The organism is Brevundimonas phoenicis (assembly GCF_047237745.1).
In the GTDB taxonomy this organism is placed as follows: Bacteria; Pseudomonadota; Alphaproteobacteria; order Caulobacterales; family Caulobacteraceae; genus Brevundimonas.
On sequence record NZ_JBDFLN010000001.1, the window covers coordinates 2,527,034 to 2,552,658 of the forward strand.

Consider the following 25,625-nt stretch of genomic DNA (forward strand, 5'->3'; position numbering starts at 1 on the left):
CCCCCTGTGGGAGAAGGTGGCTCGCGAAGCGAGACGGATGAGGGGTTGCGGGACGACAAATCCCGCAACCCCTTTTTCACGTCGCAAGACTCCTCATCCGGCCCTGACGGGCCACCTTCTCCCACAAGGGGAGAAGGATAAGATCAGGCCGTTGCTTCTTCCTCTTCTTTCACCGCCGCGCCCTCGGTCGGGGTGATGTCGAAGGCGATCTTGCCGTCCTTCAACTCGACCTTGACGTGTCCGCCGCGGGTCAGGCGGCCGAACAGGATGTCGTCGGCCAGCGGCTTCTTGATGTGCTCCTGGATGACGCGGGCCAGAGGCCGTGCGCCATACAGTTCGTCAAAGCCGTTCTTGGCCAGCCAGTCGGTCGCCTCGTCCGTCAGTTCGATGGTGATGTTGCGATCCGCCAGCTGGGCTTCCAGCTGCATCACGAACTTGGTCACCACCGAGCGGATCGTCTCGGCGCCCAGCGGCTTGAAGGCCACGATGGCGTCCAGACGGTTGCGGAACTCAGGGGCGAACAGGCGCTGAATGGCCTTTTCGTCCTCGCCCTCGACCTTGCCCCGGCCGAAGCCTATGGCCGCGCGCGCATTATCGGCGGCGCCCGCGTTGGTCGTCATGATCAGGATGACGTTCCTGAAGTCGACCTTCTTGCCCACGGCGTCGGTCAGCGTCCCGTTGTCCATCACCTGCAGCAGGATGTTGTAGACGTCGGGGTGCGCCTTCTCGATCTCGTCCAGCAGGACGACAGAGTGCGGGTGCTGGTCGACGGCGTCGGTCAGCAGGCCGCCCTGGTCATGGCCGACATAGCCCGGAGGCGCGCCGATCAGGCGGCTGACCGTGTGGCGCTCCATGTATTCGGACATGTCGAAGCGCTGCATCTCGATGCCGAGGGTGGCGGCGAGCTGCTTGGCGACTTCGGTCTTGCCGACGCCGGTCGGGCCGCTGAACAGGAAGGCGCCGATCGGCTTGTTCGGGTCGCGCAGACCCGCCCGCGCCAGCTTCATCGCCGACGAGACCTGATCGATCGCCTGTTCCTGACCGAAGACGGCGCGCTTCAGATCGGTCTCCAGCTCGCGCAGGGATTCCGTGTCCGACTTCGACACCGACTTGGGCGGGATGCGCGCCATCTTGGCGATGACGGCCTCGACCTCCTTCTGGCCGATGACCTTCTTGCGCTTGGATTCCGGCAGCAGCATCTGCGACGCCCCTGCTTCGTCGATCACGTCGATGGCCTTGTCCGGCAGCTTGCGGTCGGTGATGTAGCGCGCCGACAGATCGACCGCCGTGCGGATGGCCGCATCGGTGAAACGCAGCTTGTGGTGCGTCTCATAGGTCGTCTTCAGCCCCTTCAGGATCTTCACCGTATCCTCGATCGTCGGCTCATTGACGTCGATCTTCTGGAAGCGGCGGACCAGGGCGCGGTCCTTCTCGAAGTGCTGGCGATATTCCTTGTAGGTGGTCGAGCCCATGCAACGCAGGCTGCCCGAGGCCAGCGCCGGTTTCAGCAGGTTCGACGCATCCATCGCCCCGCCGCTGGTCGCGCCCGCGCCGATCACCGTGTGTATCTCGTCGATGAACAGGACGGCGTTGTCGTGGCTCTCCAGTTCCTTGACGACCTGCTTCAGCCGCTCCTCGAAATCGCCGCGATAGCGGGTGCCCGCCAGCAGCGAGCCCATGTCGAGGCTGTAGATCGTCGCGTCCTTCAGGACTTCCGGCACCTCGCCGTTGACGATCTTGCGGGCCAGACCTTCAGCGATGGCCGTCTTGCCGACGCCGGGGTCGCCGACCAGCAGCGGGTTGTTCTTGGTGCGGCGGCACAGGATCTGGATCGAGCGCTCCACCTCGGCCTGACGCCCGATCAGGGGGTCGATCTTGCCGTTGCGGGCCTTGTCGTTCAGGTCGATGCAATAGGCTTCCAGCGCCTCGCCGCCCTGTTTGACGACCGAGCCGTCCTCGGCCTCCTCGGGGCTGGCGCCGCGCACGGAACGGGCTTCATTGGCCCCGGCCTTCTTGGCGATGCCGTGGGCGATGAAGTTGACCGCGTCGTACCGCGTCATGTCCTGCTCCTGCAGGAAATAGGCGGCGTGGCTTTCGCGCTCGGAGAAGATGGCGACTAGGACGTTGGCGCCGGTCACTTCCTCACGGCCGGACGACTGGACATGGATGACGGCGCGCTGGATCACGCGCTGGAAACCCGCCGTCGGCTTGGCGTCGTCGCCGTCGGCCGTGGCCAGGGCGGCCAGGTCCGTGTCGACATAAGAGCCGAGCGCAGCCTTCAGCGCGCCCAGATCGACGTTGCAGGCCGTCATCACGGCCGAGGCGTCCGGATCGTCGATCAGGGCCAGCAGCAGGTGTTCAAGCGTGGCGTATTCGTGCCGGCGCTCGTTGGCGTAGTGGACCGCGCGGTGCAGGGTCTCTTCGAGAGGACGGGAAAACGAAGGCATGGCAGGTTCCTCTCAGTCCTTTTCCATCGTGCATTGCAGGGGGTGCTGGTGGCGTCGCGCCGTCTCGACCACCTGGGCGACCTTGGTTTCGGCCACTTCGTAGGTGAAGACGCCGCAGACCCCGACGCCATGCTGGTGCACGTGCAGCATGATGCGGGTCGCGTCCTCGCGGCTCTTCTGGAAGAACCGCTCCAGCACGTAGATGACGAACTCCATGGGGGTGTAGTCGTCATTCAGGATCAGCACCCGATAGAGCGAGGGCCGCTGAAGTTTCGGCTTTGTCTCGGTGACGACGGCGGCGCCTGCGCCTCCGCCTTGCTCACCTGGCCGTCTGTTAGGCATTCGTGGTCCGTAATCGGGGAGTGTCAAAAGATCAGATAGGGAATGATGGCCTGATTTGTAGAGGCGTCCAGTCCAACCTGCCGTCACGCACGCCCAGTTGATGCCTGAACATGAAAAGGCCCCGGCGTTTCCGCCGGGGCCTTTCAGAAGGCTTGAGAAGCTGAAGGACGCGCTTAGCGGGCGGCCTGGAACTGCTCGACAGCGGCCGAAACGCGCTCGTTGATCGGCTTGAAGCTGTCCTTGACCGAGGCGGTCATGGTCTCGGTCGCCTTGCCGAACTCGGCCAGATAGGCCTCGGCGGCCGACTTGGCCCAGTTGGTCTGCAGTTCGAACAGTTCCTGCACCGAACGAGCCTGCGAGAAGGACTGGGCCGCGGCGACGCCGTCTTCCCAGGACTTCTTGCCATAGGCCACGGCCTGTTGCGACAGCGCCTCGGCGCCCTTCTGGGCGGCGGCGGCGGATTCGACCACGGCTTCCAGGTTCTTCTTGCCGTGCGCGTTGATCTCGCTCAGCGAGGCGACCGACTTGTCGACGCCTTCGCGGAACGCCTTGGCGCCGGCGGCCTGGATGGATTCAGCCTTGGCCCTGGCCTTAGCGGTGGTTTGTTCGACGGTCTTCTTCACGGTCTCAGCGGCGTCAGCCATGGGGAGTCTCCTGAAGCAAAAGGGTTCTTGCGACAGGCGAGCCCATCGCGACAACGGCGATATGGTGCACCTGCGAAAAGACTTCAAGTGAAATTTGTGCGACGCACAATATGATCGCTGATAACCTGCCCTCTGGATGCGGCGAGCGATCACAAGTCTGTTGACGCGCCGTTAACCCTCTCGAAACCGGGGAAGCGGATGTTAGCCTTTGTAACGTGCGTGATCGCAGCCGTCTTCGCGCCACAGTGACGAGGCTAGTAGCTTGCCCATGAACGCCCTATTCCGCCGTCGTTTCCTGGCCGCCCTGGTCCTGGGAGGCATCGTCCTGACGCCGACGATCGGCGTCGCGCCGCCGGAAGCGCAGTCGTCCGATAGTCGGTATGCGGCCATCGTGGTCGACGCCGCTTCGGGTGAAGTCCTGTTCTCGCGTTTCGCCGACGCACGACGCTATCCGGCCTCCATCACCAAGGTCATGACCCTGTATCTGGCGTTCGAGGCGCTGGAGTCCGGCAAGGTCAACCTGAACGACAACCTGACCGTTTCGCCGCGCGCGGCGTCGCAGCCGCCCTCCAAGCTGGGCCTGGCCGCCGGTCAGACGATCAGCCTGGACGACGCCATGCGCGCCACGGCCGTCCGCAGCGCCAACGACATGGCCGTGGTCATCGCCGAGCATATCGGCGGCTCCGAAGGCCGCTTCACCCAGATGATGACGGAAAAGGCGCGCGAACTGGGCATGGAGCAGACCCGCTTCACCACCGCCAACGGCCTGCCTGACACGCGCCAGGCGACCACGGCGCGCGACCTGTCGATCCTCAGCCGCGCGGTCATGCGCGACTATCCGCAATACTACCGCTACCTCGGCCTGCACGACTGGTTCTACAAGGGCCGCGACTACCGCAACACCAACGGCCTGCTGGCCACCGGGCGCGGTTATGACGGCATCAAGACCGGCTTCACCAACGCCTCGGGCTACAACCTCGCGGCGTCGTCGGTGCGCGACGGCAAGCGGATCATCACCATCGTCATGGGCGGCCGCTCGACCAAGAGCCGCAACGACCACGTCGCCGAACTGATGGACACCGGCTTCGAGGTTCAGCGTCGCCGCGGCCAGGGCGAGCGCATCCAACTGGCCCAGGCCTTCTTCGAACAGCGCGGCTATGGCGTCAGCGCCGATCCTTCGCCGCCCATCGCCTACGCCTCCCTGTCCGACGAAGATGGCGAAGGCGTAGGCTCTTCGACCGAGGTGGCCTATGTCGCCGGGCCGCCGCCGCGCAACCTGCCGACCGAGGTGACGCCGCCGCCGTCGGCGCGCCGCGCCGAGAACCGCCCGCCCGAAAACCTGACCGCAGCCCTGAACGGAGGCTCGGCCGCCGCACCGGCGACGCCGGCCCGCGCGACCCGCAACACGCCGACGCGCGCCGCCGCCCCGGCTCCGGCTCCGGCCGGCCGCTGGACCGTCCAGGTCGGCGCCTTCCGCGAGGAAGCCGTAGCCCGCGACTGGCTGAACGACGTCAGCCGCCGCTTCCGCACCCAGTTCTCGAGCGCCCAGCGCGACGTGCAGACGGCCAACGGCTGGTATCGCTCGCGCTTCACCGGCATGACCCAGCAGTCGGCCGAATCCGCGTGCGAAGCCCTGTCCGAGCGCCGCGTCACCTGCATGGTGATCCGCCCCAGCTGATTCAGCGTCCCTGATTTCTCAGCGTCCTTGGCCGTTACGCCATCCAGGCTCGGCTAGGCGACGGGCGTAATCACGCACGTCCGCCGGCCAGGCCTCCGTGCGGGCGTCGAACGCCGTCCAGTCGCCCGCGAACAGCATCCGCACGGCCTCTTCATAGTCCGGCAGGTCGCCCGCCACGGCCGTCATGAAGCGATAGGCCGCCTCACGGCTGCGACGCATCCGATCCGGCGCCTCCGCCTCGCGAAGGGCGGTTTCGACCAGTTTGCGCAAGGCGACCGACGCCCCGCCCGGCTGTGACGCCAGCCAGTCCCAATGGCGCGGCAGCAAGGTGACTTCGCGCGCGGTCACGCCCAGCTTCGGCCGCCCCGGCCCGCGCTTCTCCGGCTCCGGTTGCAGCGGCTCGAGCGGCAGACGCGCCAGCACCGCCGCCAGATCGCCGCGCAGATCCAGCTCCACCGGCCGGGCATCCTCGTCTCGAAAGACCAGAACCGCTCGCCCGGCCTCGTGCGCGACCTTCACCGCTTCTGCGATCTGGACCAGCGGCCCGGTCGCGATCATCGTGTGGCCGCTAAAGGCCGTGCATAGGGGCATAACCCGTCCTCGCTTTGTTGAAGACGAAATTACCCGGACGATATTATCGCGTCAATATTACCCGGACAATTTATGAGCGCCGCTCGTCCATGCCGCCGAACAGAGCCCCGGCGATCCAGCTGACCACGCCGGTGACGATGGCCGCGCCGATCCCGGCCCACAGACCGTCGACGACGAAGCCGCCCAGGAACATGGCCGTCAGCCCGATCATGGCGGCGTTCACCACCAGCAGGAACAGGCCGAAGGTGACGATGGTCAGCGGCAGGGTCAGGATCACCATCAGCGGCCGCACGAAGGCGTTGACCACGCCCAGGATGACCGCCGCCGCGATCAGCGAGCCGGTCGAGGTGAACTCCACCCCCGGCACCAGCTTGGCCGAGGCCCACAGGCCGATCGCCGTGACCACGGCCTGAACGATGAAACCCAGCATGACGCCTCCAACAGAAGAACCTTGACCATATAAGCGCATATCGCGGCGTTCGGCTCCGTGCGTCGGGCAAGTTCGCCTGCTAGGCTGATCGCCCTACCTCGAAGGAGACCCCCATGAGCCTTCACGGCGCCTACGATCCGGACAACATCTTCGCCAAGATCCTGCGCGGCGACATGCCCAGCGTGAAGGTGTGGGAGGACGACGACGTCCTGGCCTTCATGGACGTGTTTCCCCAGTCCGAGGGCCACGTCCTGGTCGTGTCCAAGACCTCGACCGCCCGCAACATCCTGGAGATCGAGCCGCAGGCCCTGACCCGGCTGACCGCCGCCGTCCAGCGCACCGCCCGCGCGGTCGAGAAGGCGTTGAAGCCCGAGGGCCTCAGCCTGATGCAGTTCAACGGCGACGCCGGCGGCCAGACGGTCTTCCACCTGCACTTCCACATCGTGCCCCGCTGGGCCGACCGTCCGATGAAGGGCCACGGCCACGCCCCCATGGCGGACGCCGAGCATCTGAAAACCCTGGCCCAGAAGATCTCGGCCGCGCTGGACTGACCGCCTACAGCGGCCCCTTGAAGATGAAGAAGGCGCCGCCGGCGATCAGGGCGAAGCCGATCAGGTGGTTCACCGTCAGCTTCTCGCCCAGATACATCACCGAGAAGATCGCGAAGACCAGCAGGGTGATCACCTCCTGCATGGTCTTCAGCTCGGCCGCCGAATAGACCTGATGGCCGATGCGATTGGCGGGCACGGCCAGCCAGTACTCGAAGAAGGCGATCCCCCAGCTGATCAGGACCACGATCCACAGCGGCTTGGCCCCGAATTTCAGGTGCCCATACCAGGCGAAGGTCATGAAGACATTGGACAGCGCCAGCATGACGATGGGCGCGAGATAGGGCAGCGAGGGCATTCGATCAGTGTGCTTGCGTCAAACAGATTCCGCCAGCATAAGGCGGGCCACGCCGGTTTAGCTCAGCTGGTAGAGCAGCGGTTTTGTAAACCGAAGGTCGCGGGTTCGATTCCTGCAACCGGCACCACCCTCTCCCGATCAGGATAGGAATGGTCAGGCCCGCGCATCGCGAGATGCGACGCCGTTCTCCGTATCGACGGATCGCGATTCCTCACGCTACCCTCCTCCGTCAGCGCGCGAGGCCTGCGGTCTCCCGCCCCTGATCTTGCCGCCCTGGAGGACGAAGAATGCGAAAATTCACCCTGCTGCTCGCTCTGCTCGTGATGGTTCCGACTGTGGTCGAGGCCCAGGGACGGCGGCAGAGGGTTCCGGATCCCGATCCCCAACTCCGCGCGACCGATTGGATTCCGCTTTCTCAATCGATGACCGAATTGCTGAATGCAGGCTGGAAGATCATCTCGCACGCCCACTATCAGACCGAGGTGTTCAACTCCAATCCCAATATAGAGTCGTTCTCTTTCATTCTCACGAACGGCGACCGATACGTCATCTGCATGATCGACGATCCGGTCATGAACAACACCACCACCAGATGCCGCGCCCTGAACTAACGGAACGCTGAGCTGCGCCCGGCGGGGAGGCGGACGGTCGCCTCCCCTTTTCGCTGCCTCAGACGTCCGGCGTCCATCCGCCGCAGGGCGAAGCATGGGGAGGCTTTGCAATATGCCGTCCATGCCCCCTGAAAACGAAATCACCTTCCGTCGCATCACCTCGGAAAACGTCAGCGAAGTCTGCGAACTCAGCGAAACCCTGTCCCCGACGCAACGCGCCGTGGTGGCCGACAACGGCGTGTCCATCGCCGAAGGCTTCTGTTCGGACGCCGCCTGGTTTCGCGCGGTCTATCTGGACGAGACCCTGGTCGGCTTCGTCATGGTCAACGACGGCGACGAATGGGACGACGGCATCGACTGCGACGGCCCCTATCTGTGGCGCCTGATGATCGCAGGCACGCACCAGGGCGCGGGCGTCGGCCGCCGGGTCGTCGAGATGGTGAAGCAGCGCCTGCGTCGTCGCGGCTACGCCACCCTCTACACCAGCTACGGCCTGGGCGAAGGCAGCCCCGAGGGCTTCTATCGCCGCCTGGGCTTCGTGCCCACGGGCGGTTTCTTCGGCGACGAGGTCGAGGTCTGCGCCACCCTGTAGGGCCAGCGCGACCTGAGTCGTGCTTGTCGCAGAGGGTGGAAGCCGCTAGGCCTTCGTCTTCTCCCCCTTTTCGGCCCGTTTCCATCGCAACTTCGGCCGCCTCCCACATGTCCGAGACGACCAACAAGCTGGGTCACAGGATCCGAACACGGGGCGCCCGCACCCGGCGCGCCCTGCTGGACGCCCTGCGCAATCTGCTGAACGGCAAGCACCTGGGCGAAATCCGTCCGGCCGATGTGGCGACGGCGGCGGGCGTATCAGCGCCGACCTTCTACACCTATTTCGCCTCGGTCGAGGAAGGCCTGCTGCTGCTGTGCGAAGAGGCGGGCGAGGACTTTCAGCGACTGGCCGCGCACATCCACGCCGACTGGTCGGGCGAGCGCGCCTTCGAGGCGGCGCGCGCCTATGTGCTGGAGGTTCTGGGCCTTTGGAGCGATCACGGCCCGGTTCTGCGGGTCGAACACATGCTGGCCGACATGGGCGAGCCCGCCTTCGCCGAGAGCCGCATCCGCCGCCTGCGGCGCCTGCACCTGGCGCTGGAGCGCCGCATCGCCCAGGCCCACGCCAGCGGCCTGCATCCGGAAGGCCTCAACCCCCGCCTGACCTCCTATGAGACGGCGAACCTGGTGGAATCCGTTGCGGCGGGCTTCGAGCTGATGCGGCGCGCCGACACGCCGGAAGCCATCATCGACACCACCGCCCACATCGTGGTGAAGCTGACCACCGGGCGCTGACGCCCTGGCTTGGACAAGCTGTCCATTGCGACGGCGCCCTCATGGGCTAAAGCATGACCCTCGGCCAAGGAGTGCGTCATGTTCCGTCTTTCGTCCTTCCCCACGATCCGCCGCGCGTCCGGCCCGGCCGCCGCGTTGGCTGTCGCGCTCACAGTCTCTCTGGGCCTCGCGGCCTGCGGCCAGGGCGCCGAAGGTTCGGCGACTGGCACGGCCGAAGCCCCCAAGCTCCCCGCGCCGACCGAGGCCGAGAAAGCCGCCTTGCTGGCCTCCCTGCCCGCCCCTTACGACCAGGCGGACCTGGAGAACGGCCGCCGCGCCTTCGCCCGCTGCCGTTCGTGCCACACCATCACGCCGGGCGGGCCGAACATGACGGGCCCCAACCTCTATGGCGTCTTCGGCAGCAAGGCGGGCGCGCGCGATAAATACGGCTATTCCCACGCCATGCGGACGGCAGGCTTCACCTGGGACGCCGAGACCCTGGACCATTGGCTGCAGAACCCGCGCACCTTCCTGCCCGGCAACAAGATGAGCTTCGCCGGCCTGCCCGACGCCAATGACCGTCGTGACGTGATCGCCTTCCTGAAGGTCGAGACGGGGTTCAAGCCGACCGGCGAATAGCGGCGGGGCACGGCTGAAAGCAAAAGGGCGGCGGACCGTGGTCCGCCGCCCTTCGCATGTCACAGGCCTGTCCGGCGGTCTATTCCGCCGGGCTCATGTCCGGCTCGAGGCCGTCGCGCTTCTCCTGCGCTTCCCATTCCTCGATCTTGCGTGCGGTGTATTCCGGCGACTTCGTGAAGCGCGCCAGCACGCCATAGATCACCGGCACCACGAACAGGGTCAGCACCGTCGCGAACATGGCGCCGGTGAAGATCACTACGCCGATGGTCTGACGGCTGCCCGCCCCCGCCCCTTGCCACAGCACCAGCGGCAGGGCGCCGAAGGCGGTGGCGATCGAGGTCATGATGATCGGACGCAGACGCAGCGACGAGGACTCGATGATGGCCTCGCGGATGCTACGCCCCTGATCGCGCAGTTGGTTGGCGAACTCGACGATCAAGATGCCGTTCTTGGCGGCCACGCCGATGAGGATGATCAGGCCGATCTGGCTGTAGATGTTCAGGCTGGAGCCCGCCATCAGCAGGCCGAACAGCCCGCCCGCCGCCGCCAGCGGCACCGTCAGCATGATGACCGCCGGGGTGATCCAGCTCTCGAACTGGGCCGCCAGCACCAGGAAGACCAGCAGCAGGGCCAGGGCGAAGGCCCAGCCCACGGCGCTGCCCGCCTCCTGCTGATCGCGAGCGGCGCCGCCCCAGCGGATATTGGTCACGCCTTGCGGCTGCTTGGCGACTTCGGCGTTCAGGAATTGCACCGCGTCGTCGATGGTCGTGCCGGGGTTGAGGTCGGCCGCCAGGGTGATGGCCCGCTGGCGATCCAGGCGACGACGATCCGGCGTATCGCCCGAGGTCTTGGTCGTGACCACCGCCGACAGCGGCACCAGTTGCGCCGTGCCGGTCGAGACATAGAGCGACTCCAGGTCCGTCACTTCGCGGCGGTTGTCGCGCTCGGTCTGCAGGATGACGTCGTACTCCTGACCGCCCTTGATGTAGGTCGTCGCGCGACGCGAGCCGAACATGGTTTCCAGCGTGCGGCCGATCTGTTGCGAGGAGACGCCCAGGGCGGCCGCCTTCTGCGGATCGACGTCGACCAACAGGCGTGGCGCGTTCGGCTCATAGTTCAAGCGCGGACGCGAGAAGCCGGGGTTTTCCTGCGCCGCCGCCAGGATGGGCTGCAGCCAGTTGTAGATGGCGGCGTATTCCGACCCCGTGACGACCATCTCGACCGAGTTGGAGTTGCCGCCGCCGCGCTGGAAGGCGCCCGGTGTCGAGGCGTTGACCTGGGCGCCGGTCTGGTTGCGCAGCTTGCCGTTCAGCTCCTGAGCGATCTCATCGGCAGAGCGGTCGCGCTCGGCCCAGTCGGCCAGATTCACGACAGCGCTGCCCGAGCTGAAACCGGAACCGCCGAATCCCGGCGCCGAGATCAGGAAATTCGCCGCCTCTCCGCTGTCGCGGTATTCGGCCAGGATAGGCTCCAGACCCAACATGATCTGTCGAGTGTAGTCGAAGCCCGTACCTTCCGGTCCGGCGATCCGCAGAGTTACGCGACCCCGGTCCTCGTTCGGCACCAGTTCATTGGGCAGATGCAGGAAGATGCCTGTGGCTCCCGCAGCGACCAGGACGATCAGGGCCGCCATGCCGCCAACAGCGATCCGCCGGCCCAGCAAGGCGTCCAGCGAAGCCGCATAGGACCGTTTCAACGCATCCATGCCCGCATCCACGCGCCGCGCCACCCAGCCGCCGGTGTGCGCCGGCTTCAGGATCTTGGACGCCAGCATGGGCGACAGACTGAGCGCCAGGAAGGCCGAGAAGGCCACGGCCGCGGCGATGGCGGCGGCCAGCTCCACGAACAGACGGCCGACGTAGCCCGGCAGGAACAGCAGCGGCGCGAACACCGACAGCAGGACCACCGTCGTCGCCACAACGGCGAAGAAGACCTGACGCGCCCCGCGCTCGGCGGCCACCAGCGGAGGCTCGCCGTGGTCCAGGCGGCGTTGAATGTTCTCCACCACCACGATGGCGTCGTCGACGACCAGGCCGATGGCCAGCACCAGGGCCAGCAGCGTCAGCAGGTTCAACGAGAAGCCCAGCGGCGCCAGGACGATGAAGGTCGCCAGAAGGCAGATAGGCGCCACCACCGACGGGATGATCGCCGCCCGCAGGCTGCCCAGGAAGATGAAGTTGACCAGGGCCACCAGCGCCATGGAGATGCCGATGGTGATCCAGACCTCGTCAATGGCGTGCGAGGTAAAGACCGAGTTGTCGGACCCGACCTCCAGCGTCGTGCCGGGCGGTAGGCTGGGCGCGATTTCTTCCATCAGCTTGCGCGCGCCTTCGGAGATCTGCAGATCGTTGGACTGGGCCTGACGAGTCACGGCCAGACCGATCTGATCAATGCCGTTGCCTCGGAACAGACGGCGAGCCTCCGCCGGCGCTTCCTCGATGCGGGCGATGTCCCCCAGACGAGTGACGTAGGCGGCGTTGCCGATCAGGGCGCCGGTGACGCCATTGGTCATGGCCGCCGAAGCGGCCCCCAGGGTGCCGGACGCCTGAGCGCCCGTGGCGGTCGAGGCCGAGCCGCGCGTGCCGATGGGCAGTTGAGCGAAATCGGCGGGGTCGGCGTAGTTGCGCGCCACGCGGACGGTGTAGTCCTTCTGCGCCGATTCAAGCGCGCCGGCGGGCAGTTCGACGTTCTGGTTATTCAGGGCGGTTTCGACATCGGTGACGGTCAGCCCGCGCGCCGCCATGGCCCCCGCATCCAGCCAGATGCGCATGGCGTAGCGTTGCTCACCGAAGATATTCACCTGGGCCACGCCCGGCACGGTGGCGAAACGGTCCACCAGATAGCGACGGGCGTAATCCGTCAGCTCCATCCGATCCATGGTGGTGGAGCGCAGGAACATGATCATGATCGGCTGGCTGTCGGAATCGGCCTTGGCCACTTCCGGCGGATCCGCCTGGTCTGGCAGACGACCCAGCACGCGCGAGATGCGGTCGCGCACGTCATTGGCTGCGTCATCGATGTTGCGGTCCAGCGAGAACTCGATGTTGACGCTGGAACGGCCGTCGCGACTGGTCGAGTTGATGCGCTCGACGCCCTGGATGCCGGCGATCTGCTGCTCGATCGGTTCAGTGATCCGGCTCTCGATCACCTCGGCCGAGGCGCCGGCGTAGTTGGTGCTGACCGAGACGACCGGCGGGTCCACGTCCGGCAGCTCGCGCACGGGCAGGAAGAAGAAGGCCGCAAAGCCGATGACGCACAGGACGATGGCCGCCACCGCCGCAAAGACGGGGCGCCGAACCGAAACATCAGACAGCATCATGGGCGGGCCGCCTGCGGAGCGCGTGCGCCGCCCTTGGCTGGAGCGCTGCGCTGCCGGCCTTCGGCGCCTTCAACGGTGACGGGAGCGCCCGGCTGGATGCGGTTCAGACCCGATGCGACGATGCGGTCATTGTTCGTCAGGCCTGAAACGATCTCGACGAAACCGCCCTCGACGGCGCCGGTCTGGACCTCGACGCGCTGGGCGGTCGCGCCCGCCTCGCCACGCGCGATGCGATACACGAAAGCGCCCTGACCTTCATATTGAACGGCGGCCTCGGGCACGGCCAGGGTCTGGCGGCGGCCCTGATGCACGGCGACGCGCATCATCATGCCGGGACGAATGCGGTTACCGGTGTTGGGGAACTCCGCGCGGGCGATGACCGCGCGCGTCTGCTCATTGACGCGGGTGTCCAGCAAGGCGATCCGGCCGTTGAATGCTTCGCCGGGGAAGGCGTCTGAGGTGGCCGTGATCGGCGCGCCGACCGGCAGGACGCCGAGGTACCGCTCAGGCAGCGGGAAATCGACGCGGACGGCGCTGACGTCGTCCAGGGTGGTGATGACCGAACCGGGCGAGATCAGCGTGCCCGGCGTGACCGTCGTCAGACCCAGAACGCCCGTGAAGGGCGCGCGCAGGATGCGGTCGCCGCGACGAGCTTCCGACGCCGCTAGAGCCGCCTGGGCGGTCTTCAGCGCTGTTTCCGACGTTTCGGCCATGACGCGCGGCGCGACGCCGCGTTCAGCCAGGATACGGTAACGATCATACTCGCGCTGGGCGTTCTCCAGCTGGGCGCGGGCGCGGATCAGGTCGGCGTCTTCCTCGCGCGCCTGAAGTTCGACCAGGGGCGCTCCGGCGTTCACGCGCTGACCATCAGTGAACATGACGCGCGTCACCAATTCGGCGGTGTTTGAGGTGATGTTGACCGAGCGACGGCTGCGCGCCACGCCCAGAACGCGAATCTGGTCAGCGAACTCACGTCTCTGAGCGGTGACTTCCTCGACCACCTGGCCGCGACCGCCCTGGCCTCCCAGTCCCTTGCGATCACCTGCGCCGCCGTCGCTGAACGCGATCTTGGCGACCGCCGCCACGATCATCAGCCCCAGTACGCAGGCCGCAGCGATTATGAAAAAATGGCGTTTGAACACGCGACGCAGTCTCCCCGACAACAAGCGCCCCGCTTAGCGGGTCATCGCCGTTACGCAAATAACGTATCTGTAACGAGGCTATGCTCGGATTCCGTCGCGGAATTTCGCGCTAAAAACGTCGCCAGATTCCGATGACGGGGCCTTGTCCCGCAGGAGTTTCGCGGCCTGCGACGGCGGTGCGCCAACCCGCCTGCAGGCTCCAGTCGCCGAGTCGCCGCACGACCGAGGTTTCCAGCGACAGCCAACGCGCCCCGCCGTCGTCCGCCGCCCCCGCATAGGCCTGACCCAACAGCATCCAGTCAGGGGACAGAGGCGCGCCCGCCGTCAGGTCCAGCCGCGTCTCGTCGGGCAAGCCGGAGCGCCAGCGCCGAGCCGCCTGAGCCTCGATGAAGCCGCCCTGCCCGTCCACGCCGAAATTGCGGGCCGCCAGCAGACGCGCCTCCCAGTCGTGATCGCCTGCGCCGGGCGCAGCGTAGCCGGCGTTGCGGCCCTCGCCGCCATGTGCATAGCCGACATAGACTGCGGCGACGTTGCGCGCGTCGCGATACGCCTGCCAGCGGACGCCGATCTCAAGCGGGCCGCGTCCCTGATAGTCGACGAAGGCGTCGCGCCCGTCCTGCCACTCTCCCTTCATCTGCAGGGTGAAACGCTCATCCAGGCCGTATTCGACCAGAAGGGAGGCCGCGCTGTCACGACGATCGCCTGGCAGGTTGACCCGATCGCCGTCGGGCGAAAAGGCCTCATCCGCGCGGATGCTCTCATACTTGAGAATGGCCTGGCCCTGGCCCTTCGGCAGGTTCCAGGCGCCAGCGCATGCGGGCTGTCCGGTCGCAAGCAGGGTCAGGCCCGCCAGCAGGCCGATCCCCCCTCCCCGAAGTCCGCCCCCCAGCGGCCTCACACGTCGTAACCGGGCGATTTTCGCTGAAGCTGGCGCAGGGCCCCGGGCCAGGCCAGCGAAGAGACGAAGCCGATGCCGCGTCCCTGCTCCTTCGTTTCGGCCTGGGCCGCGTCTGGCGCGATCAGGACATTGTCGCGCCCCGCCGACAGAGCCGCCACCTGCTGAGCGCAGGCGCGCTCCAGGAAGAAGATCCCCACCCAGGCTTGGGCCGCAGTGTTCCCCACCGCTAGGGTGCCATGATTGCGCAGCAGCATCAGGGACTTGTCGCCCAGATCCGCCACCAGCCGCTCACGCTCGTCGTGGTTCAGCGCCAGACCTTCATAGCCGTGGTAGGCGACCTGATGCTGCAACAGGCAGGCGTTCTGGCTGATCGGCAACAGGCCGTCCTTCTGCGCCGCGACGCCGACGCCGTTCACCGTGTGCAGGTGGATGACGAAATGCGCCTCTTCGCGCGCCGCATGAATCGCTGAGTGAATGGTGAAGCCGGCCGGGTTGATAAAGCTGGTCGTGTCTTGGACGATATTGCCCTCCAGATCGACCTTCACCAGGGAAGAGGCTGTAATCTCATCGAAATACCAGCCGTAGGGATTGATGAGAAAGTGATGCTCCGGTCCCGGCACGCGGGCCGATATATGGGTGAAGATCATGTCGTCCCACCCATGCAGCGCCACCAATCGATAAAGGGCCGCCAGCTCGACGCGCGTGCGCCATTCGTCCTCTGACACTCGTCCCTGCAAAGAGGGCGCCCCGCTCATGCCGTCCGCCATGACCACTCCCCTGATCAGCGTTCAGGTGAAGCGTCTCCCCGACAGCCGGCGTCGTCAAGCGGCACGGCGCTTTTCCCAAGACTTCATTAACCCTGCTTTCATCGCGCCGCCCCATGATGCGTTCGCCGCAGAGGCAGGCTGAATTTCCGCGAGGGGCGCCGTGGAGTCCACGACTGTGACGTTCGACGGGCCGGGCGCTCTGCCCTTGAGCAGTCTTGAGCAACTGGTCGATCTGGCGAAAGGCCAGCCGCCCGAGCGCCAACGCGGACTACTGATCGGGGTGGCCGACTTGTACCGCTCGGTCGGCGGGAGCGACCGCGCCCCCTCAGCCTTGGCCGACGCCTTCATCGCCCTGGTCCGAGCGGCCGAAGCCGACATCCGCCGGGCCCTGTCCGAGCGCCTGGCTGACGCCGACTGGGCGCCGCCCGGCCTGGTGCGGATGCTGGCCGCCGACGCCATAGAGATCGCCCGTCCCGTCATCGCCGCCAGTCCGCTTTTGCAGGACGACGACCTGTTGAAACTGCTGGCCCAGACGTCGCTGGATCACCAAGTGCAGATCGCCCTGCGCCCCGGCCTGAGCGTCGCCGTCGCCCGCGCCATCCTCAAGGCCGACGATCCGACCGTGTTGACGGCTCTGGCCTCCAACCGCACGGCGGCGCTGGACGCCGAGGATATGAGCCGCCTGGTGGACCGGGCGCGTGAACTGGCGGCTTTGCGCGCGCCGCTGTCTCGCCATCCGCACATGACGCCTGACCTGGGCGCACGCCTGTATCAGTGGGTGGGCGAGGCCCTGCGCCAGGCGATCATGGAACGCTTCACCCTGGACCCCGCCCGCCTAGCTGAAGCGGCCCGGGCCGCCGCCCGGGAAGCCACGTCCCCAGATATCGCCGCCGCCCGTCTGGTCGCCAAGCTCCAGGCCGCCGACCAGCTTCGCCCCGCCACCCTGATCCGCGCCCTGCGCGATGATCGGCTGGAGGTCTTCATCCACGCCCTGAGCCGCCTGGGAAGGCTAGACCTGGATCAGGTGCGCCGTGCGCTGCGGGCCGACACGGCTCGACCGTTATTTCTGGCTTGCACCGCAGCCGGGCTGGACCGCGCCGCCTTCCCCGCCGTGCTCAGCGAGGTACGACGAATGAATGACGGCTTCCCTCATGACCCTGATGGCGGCGCCTGGCGCCTGGCCGAGCGTTCAGCAGCGCAGGCGGCCTATGAATTCCAGCTGCTGATGGCGCCCGAAGACGGTCGTCCCGTTTGACACGCGGCCTCGGCTCCGCTTGCCTAGGCGCGTGACCCAGCCTTTCCGCCCCACCGCCCTCACCTTCCTGGCCAGCGATCGGCCCGAAGCCGAGGAGGCGCGCCTGAGACTGAGCGAACGCTACGGCTCAGTTCCCGTGACGGAGGCCGAAGTCATCGTGGCCCTGGGCGGCGACGGCTTCATGCTGGAAACGCTTCACAACAACCTGCAACTTCAGACGCCCGTCTATGGGATGAATCGCGGCTCAGTCGGCTTCCTGATGAACGACTATGAGGAAGACGATCTGCTGGAGCGGGTGATCCAGGCGGATCGAACCGTCCTTCACCCCCTGCAGATGGACGCCTGGACCGAGAGCGGCCAGGTCCACAGCGGCCTGGCGGTCAATGAAGTCTCCCTGCTGCGTCAGACCCGCCAGAGCGCCAAGCTGCGTATCAGCATCAACGACAAGGTGCGGTTGGAGGAATTGACCTGCGACGGTTGCCTGGTCGCGACACCGGCGGGATCGACCGCCTATAATCTATCGGCTCACGGGCCGATCATTCCGCTGGACGCGCCCAGCCTGGCGCTGACGCCGATCAGCGCCTTCCGCCCCAGGCGCTGGCGCGGGGCGCTGCTGTCGCACACGGCGAGGGTGCGGTTCGACGTACTGGAGGCCGACAAACGACCCGTCAGCGCCACGGCGGACAACTTCGAGGTGCGGCGCGTCACACGGGTCGAAGTGCGCGAGCGACGCGATATCGCCCTGACCATGCTGTTCGACGCAGGGCGGTCCTATGAAGAACGCGTCATGGCCGAACAGTTCGCCGCCTGAAACGTCACGGTTTTTTAGAACTCTCGCGGCACATTGGATTTTACAGTTCAGGAGTCCGGCCCGTGAGCAATTCTTCCAACGTCTTTCGTCCGCCCAACGCCCTGCGCGCCAAGGTCGGCGGCGGCTTCGGCGGTATCGACGCCAACGCCATCGCCAAGGCCGAAGAGGCCCTTAAAGCCATGTCGGCCCAGTTCGGTCAGTGGCTTCAGGATGAAGTGGCCAAGCTGGATCAGACCCAGGCCGACATCCGCACCAAGGGCTACACCACCGAAACCGCCGAGGCGCTGTATTTCCGCGCGCACGATCTGAAGGGCCTGGGGACGACCTATCAATACCCGCTGGTAACGCGCATCGCCGGATCATTGTGTCGGATGCTGGACGACGCCGACAAGCGGATGAAGGCGCCTCTGCCCGTCATCGACGCCCATATCGACGCCATCAAGGCCGTGGTGCGTGACGAGATTCAGACGGATGAACACCCGGTCGGCCGCGACCTCGCCGAAGCGCTGGAAGCGCGCGTGGCCGAGCACCTGGGTTAAAATCTGCCTCAAGCAGCATCGATGAGAGGGGCGTCCGCTGGGCGCCCTTTCTTCTATGCGGCGCCGATAGCGGCCAGAGCTTCAGGCGCCGGACGATCCAGGCGCTCCATCAGATAGGCCAGATCTTCGCGTGCGGCGTCCGGGCGCTGACTGAGGAAGCGTTCCAGCATACGCTGGCGGAAGGCTTCGCCCGAGGTGTCGCCGCCCTCGGCCTGCAGCACACGCCAGGTGTCGACGCCGGAGCGGAAGGCCTGGAACAGACGTGGCGGCATTCCTGCACGGTCATAGAGCGCCTTCAGCCCCAGCGGACCTGCATCGTGCACCATCAGCCAGGCGCGGTGATGCGGCGTGCCCGCCAGCTCCGCCAGAGCATGCTCGAACAAGGCCATCTGCCCCCGCGCCAGAGCGCGCAGCAGTAGCGACGGCGTCAACGCCTTGCGGCCGTACAAGCGGGCGACGAATTCCGGCAGATCCACAGCCACCCGGGCCTGATCGATCAGATCCACCGTCACCCGCTCACGCGCGAAGTCGGCGAACTGGATGGCGGTTTCCGGCGCCAGGGCGTGGCGCGTGACCAGATGCTCGCGCGCTGCGTCCGAAGCCAGGACCACCAGGCGTTCGGTCACGGACAAAGGCAGCACCTGACGATAGGCCAGGGCCGACACCACCTCGGATGCGTGACCAAAGCGGTCGACCACCAGACCCAGGGCGTCTTCGGAAAGGTCTGCGTTGTCGTTGGCCGCCAGGGCCAGAACCGCTTCCTGTCGCCCCTCGGCGGCCAGGACCGTCGCTACGTCGCGCGGCACGCGTGAACGCGACGCCACAGCCGCCTGACGGACGGCCGATCCGGCGCGCACGATCTCGATCAGGTCGTCATCGGAAAAGGCGGGCGAACAGTTGATGATAGGCAGAGCCACGCTGTCCACATCCGCAGCCAGACGACGCGCCACCTCACGTGGCACCAAATCCGACGCCTTCAGCGTCACGGCCAGGGCCCGTCGCACGAGTTCAGCCGTGTCAGCGGCTAGGACATTGAGTATTTTCCTGGCCGCCGCGCGCTCCGTCTCGTCCAGCACCATGCGATCGATGCTGCGGAACAGCTTGTGGGCCGCCGCCGCGCGATCGTCCTCGACGTCGGACTTGATCAGGCGCCTGATGTCGCTTTCCGTCAGTCGGGCGCGGTAGGCGGTCATGGATGAAGCTCAGAGCGGCGAAGAATCAATCGTCACTCATAGCGTTACATAGTTAAGGCCCCGTTAGGAATAAGGCGGAACGAAGGTCTTCAGCCAGGCTTGTTCGGCGGCGGGCCGTAGGCGCCGCCAAAGCCGCCGCCCGCTCCCCGCCCGTCCTGGCCCAGCAGCAGGGCCAACAGGCTTTGATCCTGCTTCAGACGGTCCAGGCGCGCGGCCAAGGCGCGCTCCTTATCGCCCAACTCGGGAACGGGTTTCACGCTACCGGCGCCGGCGGCGGGCGCGGCCTCGCCTGCTGTGCGTTGCAGATTGGCGTGTACCTCGGCCACCGACGCCGGGCGGCCGTTGCGATAGAAGATGGAGCGGTTCGCCGAGGCCGCCTCGGGGAACAGGGCCGCCGCGCTGGACTGGGGCCGCGACTGCATGGCCTCCATCAACTTGGCTGCGCCCGCCGGACCCAGAAAGTGAGCCGCATACAGGTCGCCGCCGTTCGGCTCACGTCCTGTACGTCCGCGCAGATAGGCCGCGTTCGAAGCTGTCAGTTCCCCCGCCATGGTCGAAGCGGCCTGAGGATCGAAGCGCAGATCCAGCACGACGTTGCGCGCCGAACCACGCACCTGCCAGCGCCCGTCGCCGCCTTGGTAGATCAGATCCGAATACTGGCCGTAGCCGTGCTTGGCGCCGTGCCGCTTCACCGTGCCCAGCCAGGTCTGCTCGATGAACTGGAACAGGCCCGAGGCCGAGGACGTCGGCGCCCGCGCATTGGGGTTCATCGCGCTTTCACGGCGCGCGGTCTTCATCAGGAAATCGAAGTCCACGCCCGTCGAGGTCGAGGCGCGCCGAATGGCCGCCTCCACGCCGCCGGATGATGGAATCGCTTTCACGGTCATGTGTGAACGGTCGCTAACCTCGGTAAACGAAACCTTAACGCAACGCCGCCGCCGTTAACAATTCCAAGCGCCACAATAAGGCCGCAAGCGAAGCGCGAACTTCGTTCCGTGGGTGCTGGGGAGGGCCTGCGACAGGAGGCGCGTAAGTCATGATGATGCGTATCGCCGGGGGCCACGGCGTGGTCAGCCCCCTCGACTTCCAGCAACGCAAGAAGCCCCTGCCCCGATGGGTGTGGGCGATGATCGGCGCCTCGGCTCTGGCGCACGTCAGCGCCGGCGTCTGGTTGTATCAGCAACGCTTTGAACTGGCCGACATGCCGCCCGCGCCAGCCGAGACGCCGCCTACCATCATCGATCTGATCCGGCCGCCGCTGCCGCCCAAGCCAGAGACGCCGCCCAAGGCTTCCCCCGCGCCGACGCCGCCGATCCATCGACCGGCGCAGGTCATGCCCAGCAACGTCGCCCCGCTGGAGGTTCCGGTCGCCCCCGTCGTCAGCCATGACGCCGGCCCGGCCATCAACCTGACGGAACCGGCGGCCGAGCCTTCGACGGGAACTACGGTCACGCCCGAACCGCCGAAGCCCGTTCCCGTCATCACCCAACCCGACTGGGTGCGCAAACCGACGGCGGATCAACTGATGCGCGCCTATCCCTCGGCGGCCGAAGCGCGCGGCGTCGGCGGCGTGGCGGAACTGTCCTGCCTGGTGCGGGTGGACGGCAGCCTGACCGGCTGTTCCGTCACCTCGGAAACACCGGGCAATCAGGGCTTCGGCCGCGCGGCGGTGAGCCTGAGCCGCTACTTCCGCCTCAGCCCGCGCACGGTGGACGGACAGGCCGTCGACGGCGCGCGCGTCACCATGGCCATCCGCTTCGACCTGCCCAAGGACTAAAGGAACCGCGAGGGATGGAGGGTCGGCTCGGCGACGGGCCGGCCCTCTGTCGCGTCTGCGACGGCAGCGCCGACCAACGGCCCCAGCAGCCAGCCGTTGCGGCGCGGCCCCAGCGCGACATGAAGACCCGGCGCGACCTGCCCGGCCATCGGCAGGCCGTCCGGCGTCGTGCCGCGCACCCCCGCGCGCCAGTCGATCGTCAAGGGACGCGGCGTCTGGCCCAGCACCTTCCATGCGGCGGCCAGCATGGCTTCGCAGCGCGCAGCGTCGGGCGTCACCGAGCGCTCGCCCGGCTCCATTGTCGCCCCGATCACGCTGCCCTCGCCCATCGGCGCGACATAGGCGCCCGGCCCGCGCACGACGTGATCGACCAGCCTCTCCTTCACCAGACCAATCTGGCCGCGAATGGGGGTGATGCGGGCGACCACCGCGCACGCTTCGGGCGGCAGGCCCTCCAGCGACGGGTCAGCGCCCGTGGCCAGGATCAGATGATCGGCGCGCACGGCGCCCGTCGTCGTTTCGACCCGCCAGCCCTGCCCGTCCGGCGCCATGCGCAACGCCCGCGCCTCGATCACCGTCAGCCCCTGCGCCAGCGCCGCCAGCGCCTGAGGCGGATCGACTTTCGCATCCTCATGCGTCGTCAGGCGGGCCGAGGCGGCGTCATACTGATGCTGGAAGCCCAGCGCCTTCATCCGCCCCGCCAGTTCAGCGACATCGCCGCCACGCCATTCCGCCAGCTCGCCATACAGGCGCACGCCCGTCGCCTCTGCGAAGGCGGGCCACAGGTCGCGCGCGCGGCGCAACACTCCGGCCACCTCCAGCGACAGGTCGTCGATGGCGCATTCCATGGCGGGCGCGATCATGCCCGCCGCCACGGCTGAGGCGTTGACGCCGCCCGGATCGACCACCGCCACGCGGCGTCCGCGCCGTCTCAGCTCCGCCGCCGCGCCCAGGCCCAAAGCGCCCGCGCCGATGACCACGGCGTCGAAGGAGGGTTCAGGAGAATTGAAAAGGGGCACGGAAAGTCCTTCGACCTCCCGCGCCCCGATTTCAACCGTCGATAGCGGTCTTTTATTCAGCCGCCAGCTTGGCCGCGCGCGCCTCTTCCAGACGCTTGGTCAGGGCGGCGTGCTGGCCCCACAGGGCCTTGGGCAGGCGATCGCCGAACTTCTCGTAGAAGGCGGGGATCAGGGCGGCTTCCTCGGTCCAGACGTCGGCGTCGACGTCCAGCAGGATCTTCAGATCGGCGTCGGTCAGCGTCAGACCCGACAGGTCCAGCGCGGCCTTGGACGGCACGCGGCCGACCGGGGTGTCCACGGCCTCGGCCTGACCTTCCAGACGCTCGACGATCCACTTCAGCACGCGGGCGTTGTCGCCGAAGCCCGGCCAGACGAACTGGCCGTCCTCGTTCTTGCGGAACCAGTTGACGAAGAACAGGCGCGGCAGCTTCGCTGCATCGGCCTTTTCGCCCATCTTCAGCCAGTGGCCGAAATAGTCGCCCATGTTGTAGCCGCAGAAGGGCAGCATGGCGAAGGGGTCGCGGCGCAGCTCGCCGACCTTGTTCTCGGCGGCGGCGGTGCCTTCGGAGGCCACGGTCGAGCCCATGAAGACGCCGTGCTCCCAGTCATAGGCTTCCGTCACCAGCGGCACGGCCGAGGCGCGGCGACCGCCGAACAGGATGGCGTCGATCGGCACGCCGGCGGGGTCTTCCCACTCCGGCGCGATGGACGGGCACTGACCGGCCCAGACGGCGAAACGCGAGTTCGGGTGCGCCGCAGGCTCGCCCGAGGCCGGATCGTGCGACTGGCCCTTCCAGTTGGTCAGGCCTTCCGGCGCGTCCTTCGACAGGCCTTCCCACCAGACGTCGCCGTCAGCGGTCAGGGCCACGTTGGTGAAGATGGTGTCGCGCGTCAAGGTCTCGAGCGCGTTCTTGTTGGTGTTGCGGCTGGTGCCCGGCGCCACGCCGAAGAAGCCCGCTTCCGGGTTCACGGCGTACAGACGGCCGTCGTCGCCGAAGCGCATCCAGGCGATGTCATCGCCGACCGTCTCGGCCTTCCAGCCGTCCAGCGCCGGTTGCAGCATGGCCAGGTTGGTCTTGCCGCAAGCGCTCGGGAAGGCGGCGGCCACGTATTTCGACACGCCTTCGGGGCTGGTCAGCTTGAGGATCAGCATGTGCTCGGCCAGCCACCCCTCGTCGCGGGCCATGATCGAGGCGATGCGCAGGGCGTAGCACTTCTTGCCCAGCAGGGCGTTGCCGCCGTAGCCCGAGCCGTAGGACCAGATTTCCCGCGTCTCGGGGAAGTGGACGATCCACTTGTCGTCGTTGCAGGGCCAGGCCACATCGGCCTGACCTTCGGCCAGCGGCGCGCCCAGGGTGTGAACGGCGGGGACGAAGACGCCGTCGGCGCCCAGCATGTCCAGCGCGCCCTTGCCCATGCGGGTCATGACGCCCATCGACACGGCGACATAGCCGCTGTCGGTGATCTCGACGCCCAGGGCGGAGATCTTGGAGCCCAGCGGGCCCATGCAGAAGGGAACGACATACATCGTCCGGCCCTTCATGCAGCCGTCGAACAGGCCGTCCAGACGGGCGCGCATTTCAACCGGGTCGGACCAGTTGTTGGTCGGGCCGGCGTCGGCGGCGTCTTCGGAACAGATGAAGGTGCGGCTCTCGACGCGAGCCACGTCCTTGGGGTCCGAGGCGGCGTAGTAGCAGCCGGGGCGCTTGGCCTGATCCAGCTCCTTCAGCGTGCCCTTGCCGATCAGATCGGCGACGATGGCGGACTTCTCGGCGGCCGAGCCGTCGCACCAGTGAACACGGTCAGGCTTGGTCAGGGCGGCGATCTGCTCCACCCAGGCGACGAGGCCCTTGTGTTCAGTCGGCGCCGGATGGAGACCGGGAATCGATTGCGTCACGTCTTGCTCTCCTGAAGCTGCGCGCGGCGATCTGTCGTCGCCGTCACGCAATAAGCTGATCACGCTGTGTAACGGGGGCAATGAACCCCAAGGGACGTTAGGTCAACCACTGCACGTTTCATTCCCCCGTTATCCGGCTCGCCCCATCCACATGCATATTTAAATCGTCAGAGCGCGTCCCAAGGGCTATCTCCTTCGGCGTGAAGACGATGGATTCTGTAAAGTCGACGCCGGACGGCTTCCCGAGCGCCCTGATCTCGCCTGCGGCTGAACGCAACAGTGCGGCCATACTGGAGGTGCTGCGCGCCCATCTGCCCGCTCAGGGCCGGGTGCTGGAGATCGCCGCTGGATCGGGTCAGCACGCCGTCGCCTTCGCAACGGCCCTGCACGGCCTGGACTGGACGCCCAGCGATCCCAGCGCGGAGGCGCGGGCCAGCATCGAGGCGTGGCGGATGAAGGCGGGCGCGGCGAACCTGCGCCCCGCACAGGCGGTCGACATGCTGGATGACGCCAGTTGGCCGTCAGAGCCGCTGGACGCCATCGTCTGTATCAACATGATCCACATCAGCCCGTGGTCGGCGGCCCGAGGCCTGATGCGGCTGGCGGAGCGGTCGCTGACACGCCCCGGCGGCCTGCTGTATCTCTACGGCCCGTATCGCGAGGCCGAGGTTCCGCTGGCCCCGTCCAACGCCGCCTTCGACGACAGCCTGAAGGCGCGCGATCCCGCATGGGGCCTGCGCGACCGGGGCGAGGTTGAAACGCTCGCCCGGTCGCACGGCCTGGCCCTGACGCTGCGACGGGCCATGCCCGCCAACAACCTGAGCCTGATCTTCCGCCGGGTTTAGATGGCGGCGACCACAGCCGTCAGTTCGGCGCGGTCGTTCAGCAGGGCGACCTTGCCGTCGCGGAAAGCCGCGCCCGGCGCATCCGCCGCTTCGCCGAAGATTTCAGCCGCCACGGCCACGCCGTCGGCGAAGGCCAGAACCGGCAGGCCCTGCGCCTTGGCCAAGTTCACCAGCGCCTTGACCTGAACCAGGCCGGCTTCGTCCGCCACGCCGCCCGGAACCACCACGCCCTGAACACGACCGCCGCTGATGTCGTCAGCCGTCGCCGTGGCCAGAACGGTCAGCCCGCCCGAAACCAGACTGCCCTCCCCCGTCGAGATCGGGGCCAGCGACACGCCTTCAAAGCGCAGGGCGGTCTCCATGTCGCCCAGTTCGCCGAAATCCATGCCCTTGCGCATGATCAGGCCGAAGCGCAGGCGAGCGGGCGCGGGGCGATTGCCGTATTGGCGGGAACGAGGGGCGGTCGTGGTCTTGCGTTGAGCGTACAAAACGTCTCCTTCGAAGGTTATCGATCAATATTCGCGGACAATTACAAGAAATCGTCCCGCCCTGTACGCCGCAACCGGATCA

The 25,625-nt window shown here is 66.9% G+C and carries 27 protein-coding genes and 1 tRNA gene; 13 read left to right on the forward strand and 15 right to left on the reverse strand.

Annotation, left to right across the window (positions count from 1 at the left end):
• Window positions 1-143: 143 nt before the first annotated feature.
• From clpA to ABC419_RS12680, 3 genes are all read right to left on the reverse strand, one after another.
• Window positions 144-2,447 carry an ATP-dependent Clp protease ATP-binding subunit ClpA gene (clpA, locus tag ABC419_RS12670; RefSeq protein ID WP_412877250.1) on the reverse strand — a complete coding sequence of 768 codons (2,304 nt, stop codon included), beginning with the start codon at window positions 2,445-2,447 and terminating at the stop codon, window positions 144-146.
• Window positions 2,448-2,459: 12 nt separating this feature from the next.
• The gene (gene clpS, locus ABC419_RS12675; protein WP_003164443.1) at window positions 2,460-2,789 is read right to left on the reverse strand and encodes an ATP-dependent Clp protease adapter ClpS; all 330 of its coding nucleotides are present in this window, start codon (window positions 2,787-2,789) and stop codon (window positions 2,460-2,462) included.
• 173 nt (window positions 2,790-2,962) lie between these two features.
• Window positions 2,963-3,433, reverse strand: a complete 471-nt coding sequence (locus ABC419_RS12680; RefSeq protein ID WP_412877249.1) for a phasin family protein — start codon at window positions 3,431-3,433, stop codon at window positions 2,963-2,965.
• Window positions 3,434-3,701: 268 nt separating this feature from the next.
• Between ABC419_RS12680 and ABC419_RS12685 the strand changes: the two genes are divergently transcribed.
• Window positions 3,702-5,111, forward strand: coding sequence for a serine hydrolase (locus ABC419_RS12685; protein ID WP_412877248.1), 1,410 nt, complete (start codon window positions 3,702-3,704; stop codon window positions 5,109-5,111).
• A gap of 18 nt (window positions 5,112-5,129) precedes the next feature.
• Here ABC419_RS12685 and ABC419_RS12690 read toward each other — a convergent pair whose 3' ends face one another.
• Window positions 5,130-5,702, reverse strand: coding sequence for a DUF2239 family protein (locus ABC419_RS12690; RefSeq protein WP_412877247.1), 573 nt, complete (start codon window positions 5,700-5,702; stop codon window positions 5,130-5,132).
• 70 nt (window positions 5,703-5,772) lie between these two features.
• Window positions 5,773-6,132 carry a phage holin family protein gene (locus ABC419_RS12695; protein WP_125901974.1) on the reverse strand — a complete coding sequence of 120 codons (360 nt, stop codon included), beginning with the start codon at window positions 6,130-6,132 and terminating at the stop codon, window positions 5,773-5,775.
• A 113-nt stretch (window positions 6,133-6,245) separates the two neighbouring features.
• Between ABC419_RS12695 and ABC419_RS12700 the strand changes: the two genes are divergently transcribed.
• The gene (locus ABC419_RS12700; protein WP_412877246.1) at window positions 6,246-6,683 is read left to right on the forward strand and encodes an HIT family protein; all 438 of its coding nucleotides are present in this window, start codon (window positions 6,246-6,248) and stop codon (window positions 6,681-6,683) included.
• 4 nt (window positions 6,684-6,687) lie between these two features.
• On the opposite strand, the gene ABC419_RS12705 is transcribed toward ABC419_RS12700, so the two are convergent.
• Entirely contained in the window at window positions 6,688-7,038 is a 351-nt protein-coding gene (locus ABC419_RS12705) for a DMT family protein (RefSeq protein ID WP_046653721.1), read from the reverse strand.
• A gap of 51 nt (window positions 7,039-7,089) precedes the next feature.
• On the opposite strand from ABC419_RS12705, the gene ABC419_RS12710 reads away from it, so the two are divergent.
• From ABC419_RS12710 to ABC419_RS12730, 5 genes are all read left to right on the forward strand, one after another.
• Window positions 7,090-7,165: transfer RNA gene (locus ABC419_RS12710), tRNA-Thr, on the forward strand.
• A gap of 160 nt (window positions 7,166-7,325) precedes the next feature.
• The gene (locus tag ABC419_RS12715) at window positions 7,326-7,649 is read left to right on the forward strand and encodes a hypothetical protein (protein ID WP_412877245.1); all 324 of its coding nucleotides are present in this window, start codon (window positions 7,326-7,328) and stop codon (window positions 7,647-7,649) included.
• Between the two features lie 121 nt (window positions 7,650-7,770).
• The gene (locus ABC419_RS12720) at window positions 7,771-8,241 is read left to right on the forward strand and encodes a GNAT family N-acetyltransferase (RefSeq protein WP_412877244.1); all 471 of its coding nucleotides are present in this window, start codon (window positions 7,771-7,773) and stop codon (window positions 8,239-8,241) included.
• A gap of 107 nt (window positions 8,242-8,348) precedes the next feature.
• The gene (locus tag ABC419_RS12725; RefSeq protein ID WP_412877243.1) at window positions 8,349-8,975 is read left to right on the forward strand and encodes a TetR/AcrR family transcriptional regulator; all 627 of its coding nucleotides are present in this window, start codon (window positions 8,349-8,351) and stop codon (window positions 8,973-8,975) included.
• A 78-nt stretch (window positions 8,976-9,053) separates the two neighbouring features.
• Entirely contained in the window at window positions 9,054-9,593 is a 540-nt protein-coding gene (locus tag ABC419_RS12730) for a c-type cytochrome (protein ID WP_412877242.1), read from the forward strand.
• A gap of 79 nt (window positions 9,594-9,672) precedes the next feature.
• Here the strand turns inward: ABC419_RS12730 and ABC419_RS12735 are convergent, their stop codons facing one another.
• The 4 genes from ABC419_RS12735 to ABC419_RS12750 all read right to left on the reverse strand — a co-directional run bounded on the left by ABC419_RS12735 (window position 9,673) and on the right by ABC419_RS12750 (window position 15,719).
• The gene (locus tag ABC419_RS12735; protein ID WP_412878005.1) at window positions 9,673-12,909 is read right to left on the reverse strand and encodes an efflux RND transporter permease subunit; all 3,237 of its coding nucleotides are present in this window, start codon (window positions 12,907-12,909) and stop codon (window positions 9,673-9,675) included.
• A complete protein-coding gene (locus tag ABC419_RS12740; protein WP_412877241.1) occupies window positions 12,909-14,054 on the reverse strand; it encodes an efflux RND transporter periplasmic adaptor subunit in 1,146 nt (381 codons plus the stop codon). Before ABC419_RS12740 ends, ABC419_RS12735 begins: the two co-directional genes overlap by 1 nt.
• 109 nt (window positions 14,055-14,163) lie before the next feature.
• Window positions 14,164-14,952 (reverse strand): hypothetical protein, encoded by a 789-nt coding sequence (locus ABC419_RS12745; RefSeq protein WP_412877240.1) that lies wholly within the window; start codon window positions 14,950-14,952, stop codon window positions 14,164-14,166.
• Window positions 14,949-15,719 (reverse strand): class II aldolase/adducin family protein, encoded by a 771-nt coding sequence (locus ABC419_RS12750; RefSeq protein ID WP_200166621.1) that lies wholly within the window; start codon window positions 15,717-15,719, stop codon window positions 14,949-14,951. Before ABC419_RS12750 ends, ABC419_RS12745 begins: the two co-directional genes overlap by 4 nt.
• On the opposite strand from ABC419_RS12750, the gene ABC419_RS12755 reads away from it, so the two are divergent.
• From ABC419_RS12755 to ABC419_RS12770, 4 genes are all read left to right on the forward strand, one after another.
• Window positions 15,718-15,861, forward strand: coding sequence for a PIN domain-containing protein (locus tag ABC419_RS12755; RefSeq protein ID WP_412877239.1), 144 nt, complete (start codon window positions 15,718-15,720; stop codon window positions 15,859-15,861). The genes ABC419_RS12750 and ABC419_RS12755 overlap by 2 nt on opposite strands.
• Before the next feature lie 18 nt (window positions 15,862-15,879).
• Window positions 15,880-16,974 (forward strand): DUF2336 domain-containing protein, encoded by a 1,095-nt coding sequence (locus tag ABC419_RS12760; protein WP_368925016.1) that lies wholly within the window; start codon window positions 15,880-15,882, stop codon window positions 16,972-16,974.
• A 31-nt stretch (window positions 16,975-17,005) separates the two neighbouring features.
• A complete protein-coding gene (locus ABC419_RS12765) occupies window positions 17,006-17,785 on the forward strand; it encodes an NAD kinase (protein WP_125901963.1) in 780 nt (259 codons plus the stop codon).
• Between the two features lie 62 nt (window positions 17,786-17,847).
• On the forward strand, window positions 17,848-18,324 hold the full coding sequence (locus ABC419_RS12770; RefSeq protein ID WP_125901962.1) for an Hpt domain-containing protein: 477 nt from the start codon (window positions 17,848-17,850) through the stop codon (window positions 18,322-18,324).
• Window positions 18,325-18,377: 53 nt separating this feature from the next.
• Here the strand turns inward: ABC419_RS12770 and spbR are convergent, their stop codons facing one another.
• On the reverse strand, window positions 18,378-19,517 hold the full coding sequence (gene spbR / locus ABC419_RS12775; RefSeq protein ID WP_200166615.1) for a SpbR family protein: 1,140 nt from the start codon (window positions 19,515-19,517) through the stop codon (window positions 18,378-18,380).
• 89 nt (window positions 19,518-19,606) lie between these two features.
• Window positions 19,607-20,404 (reverse strand): transglycosylase SLT domain-containing protein, encoded by a 798-nt coding sequence (locus ABC419_RS12780; RefSeq protein ID WP_200166613.1) that lies wholly within the window; start codon window positions 20,402-20,404, stop codon window positions 19,607-19,609.
• A gap of 149 nt (window positions 20,405-20,553) precedes the next feature.
• On the opposite strand from ABC419_RS12780, the gene ABC419_RS12785 reads away from it, so the two are divergent.
• Window positions 20,554-21,294, forward strand: coding sequence for an energy transducer TonB family protein (locus ABC419_RS12785; protein ID WP_412877238.1), 741 nt, complete (start codon window positions 20,554-20,556; stop codon window positions 21,292-21,294).
• Here the strand turns inward: ABC419_RS12785 and ABC419_RS12790 are convergent.
• Together ABC419_RS12790 and ABC419_RS12795 are read right to left on the reverse strand one after the other, a co-directional pair.
• On the reverse strand, window positions 21,291-22,313 hold the full coding sequence (locus ABC419_RS12790) for an NAD(P)/FAD-dependent oxidoreductase (protein WP_412877237.1): 1,023 nt from the start codon (window positions 22,311-22,313) through the stop codon (window positions 21,291-21,293). The two genes, ABC419_RS12785 and ABC419_RS12790, sit on opposite strands and share 4 nt — an antisense overlap.
• Before the next feature lie 52 nt (window positions 22,314-22,365).
• A complete protein-coding gene (locus ABC419_RS12795; protein ID WP_412877236.1) occupies window positions 22,366-24,210 on the reverse strand; it encodes a phosphoenolpyruvate carboxykinase (GTP) in 1,845 nt (614 codons plus the stop codon).
• A 209-nt stretch (window positions 24,211-24,419) separates the two neighbouring features.
• Between ABC419_RS12795 and ABC419_RS12800 the strand changes: the two genes are divergently transcribed.
• Window positions 24,420-25,055, forward strand: a complete 636-nt coding sequence (locus ABC419_RS12800; protein ID WP_412877235.1) for a DUF938 domain-containing protein — start codon at window positions 24,420-24,422, stop codon at window positions 25,053-25,055.
• On the opposite strand, the gene ABC419_RS12805 is transcribed toward ABC419_RS12800, so the two are convergent.
• Window positions 25,052-25,543 carry a hypothetical protein gene (locus ABC419_RS12805; protein ID WP_412877234.1) on the reverse strand — a complete coding sequence of 164 codons (492 nt, stop codon included), beginning with the start codon at window positions 25,541-25,543 and terminating at the stop codon, window positions 25,052-25,054. The genes ABC419_RS12800 and ABC419_RS12805 overlap by 4 nt on opposite strands.
• Window positions 25,544-25,625: the final 82 nt, after the last annotated feature.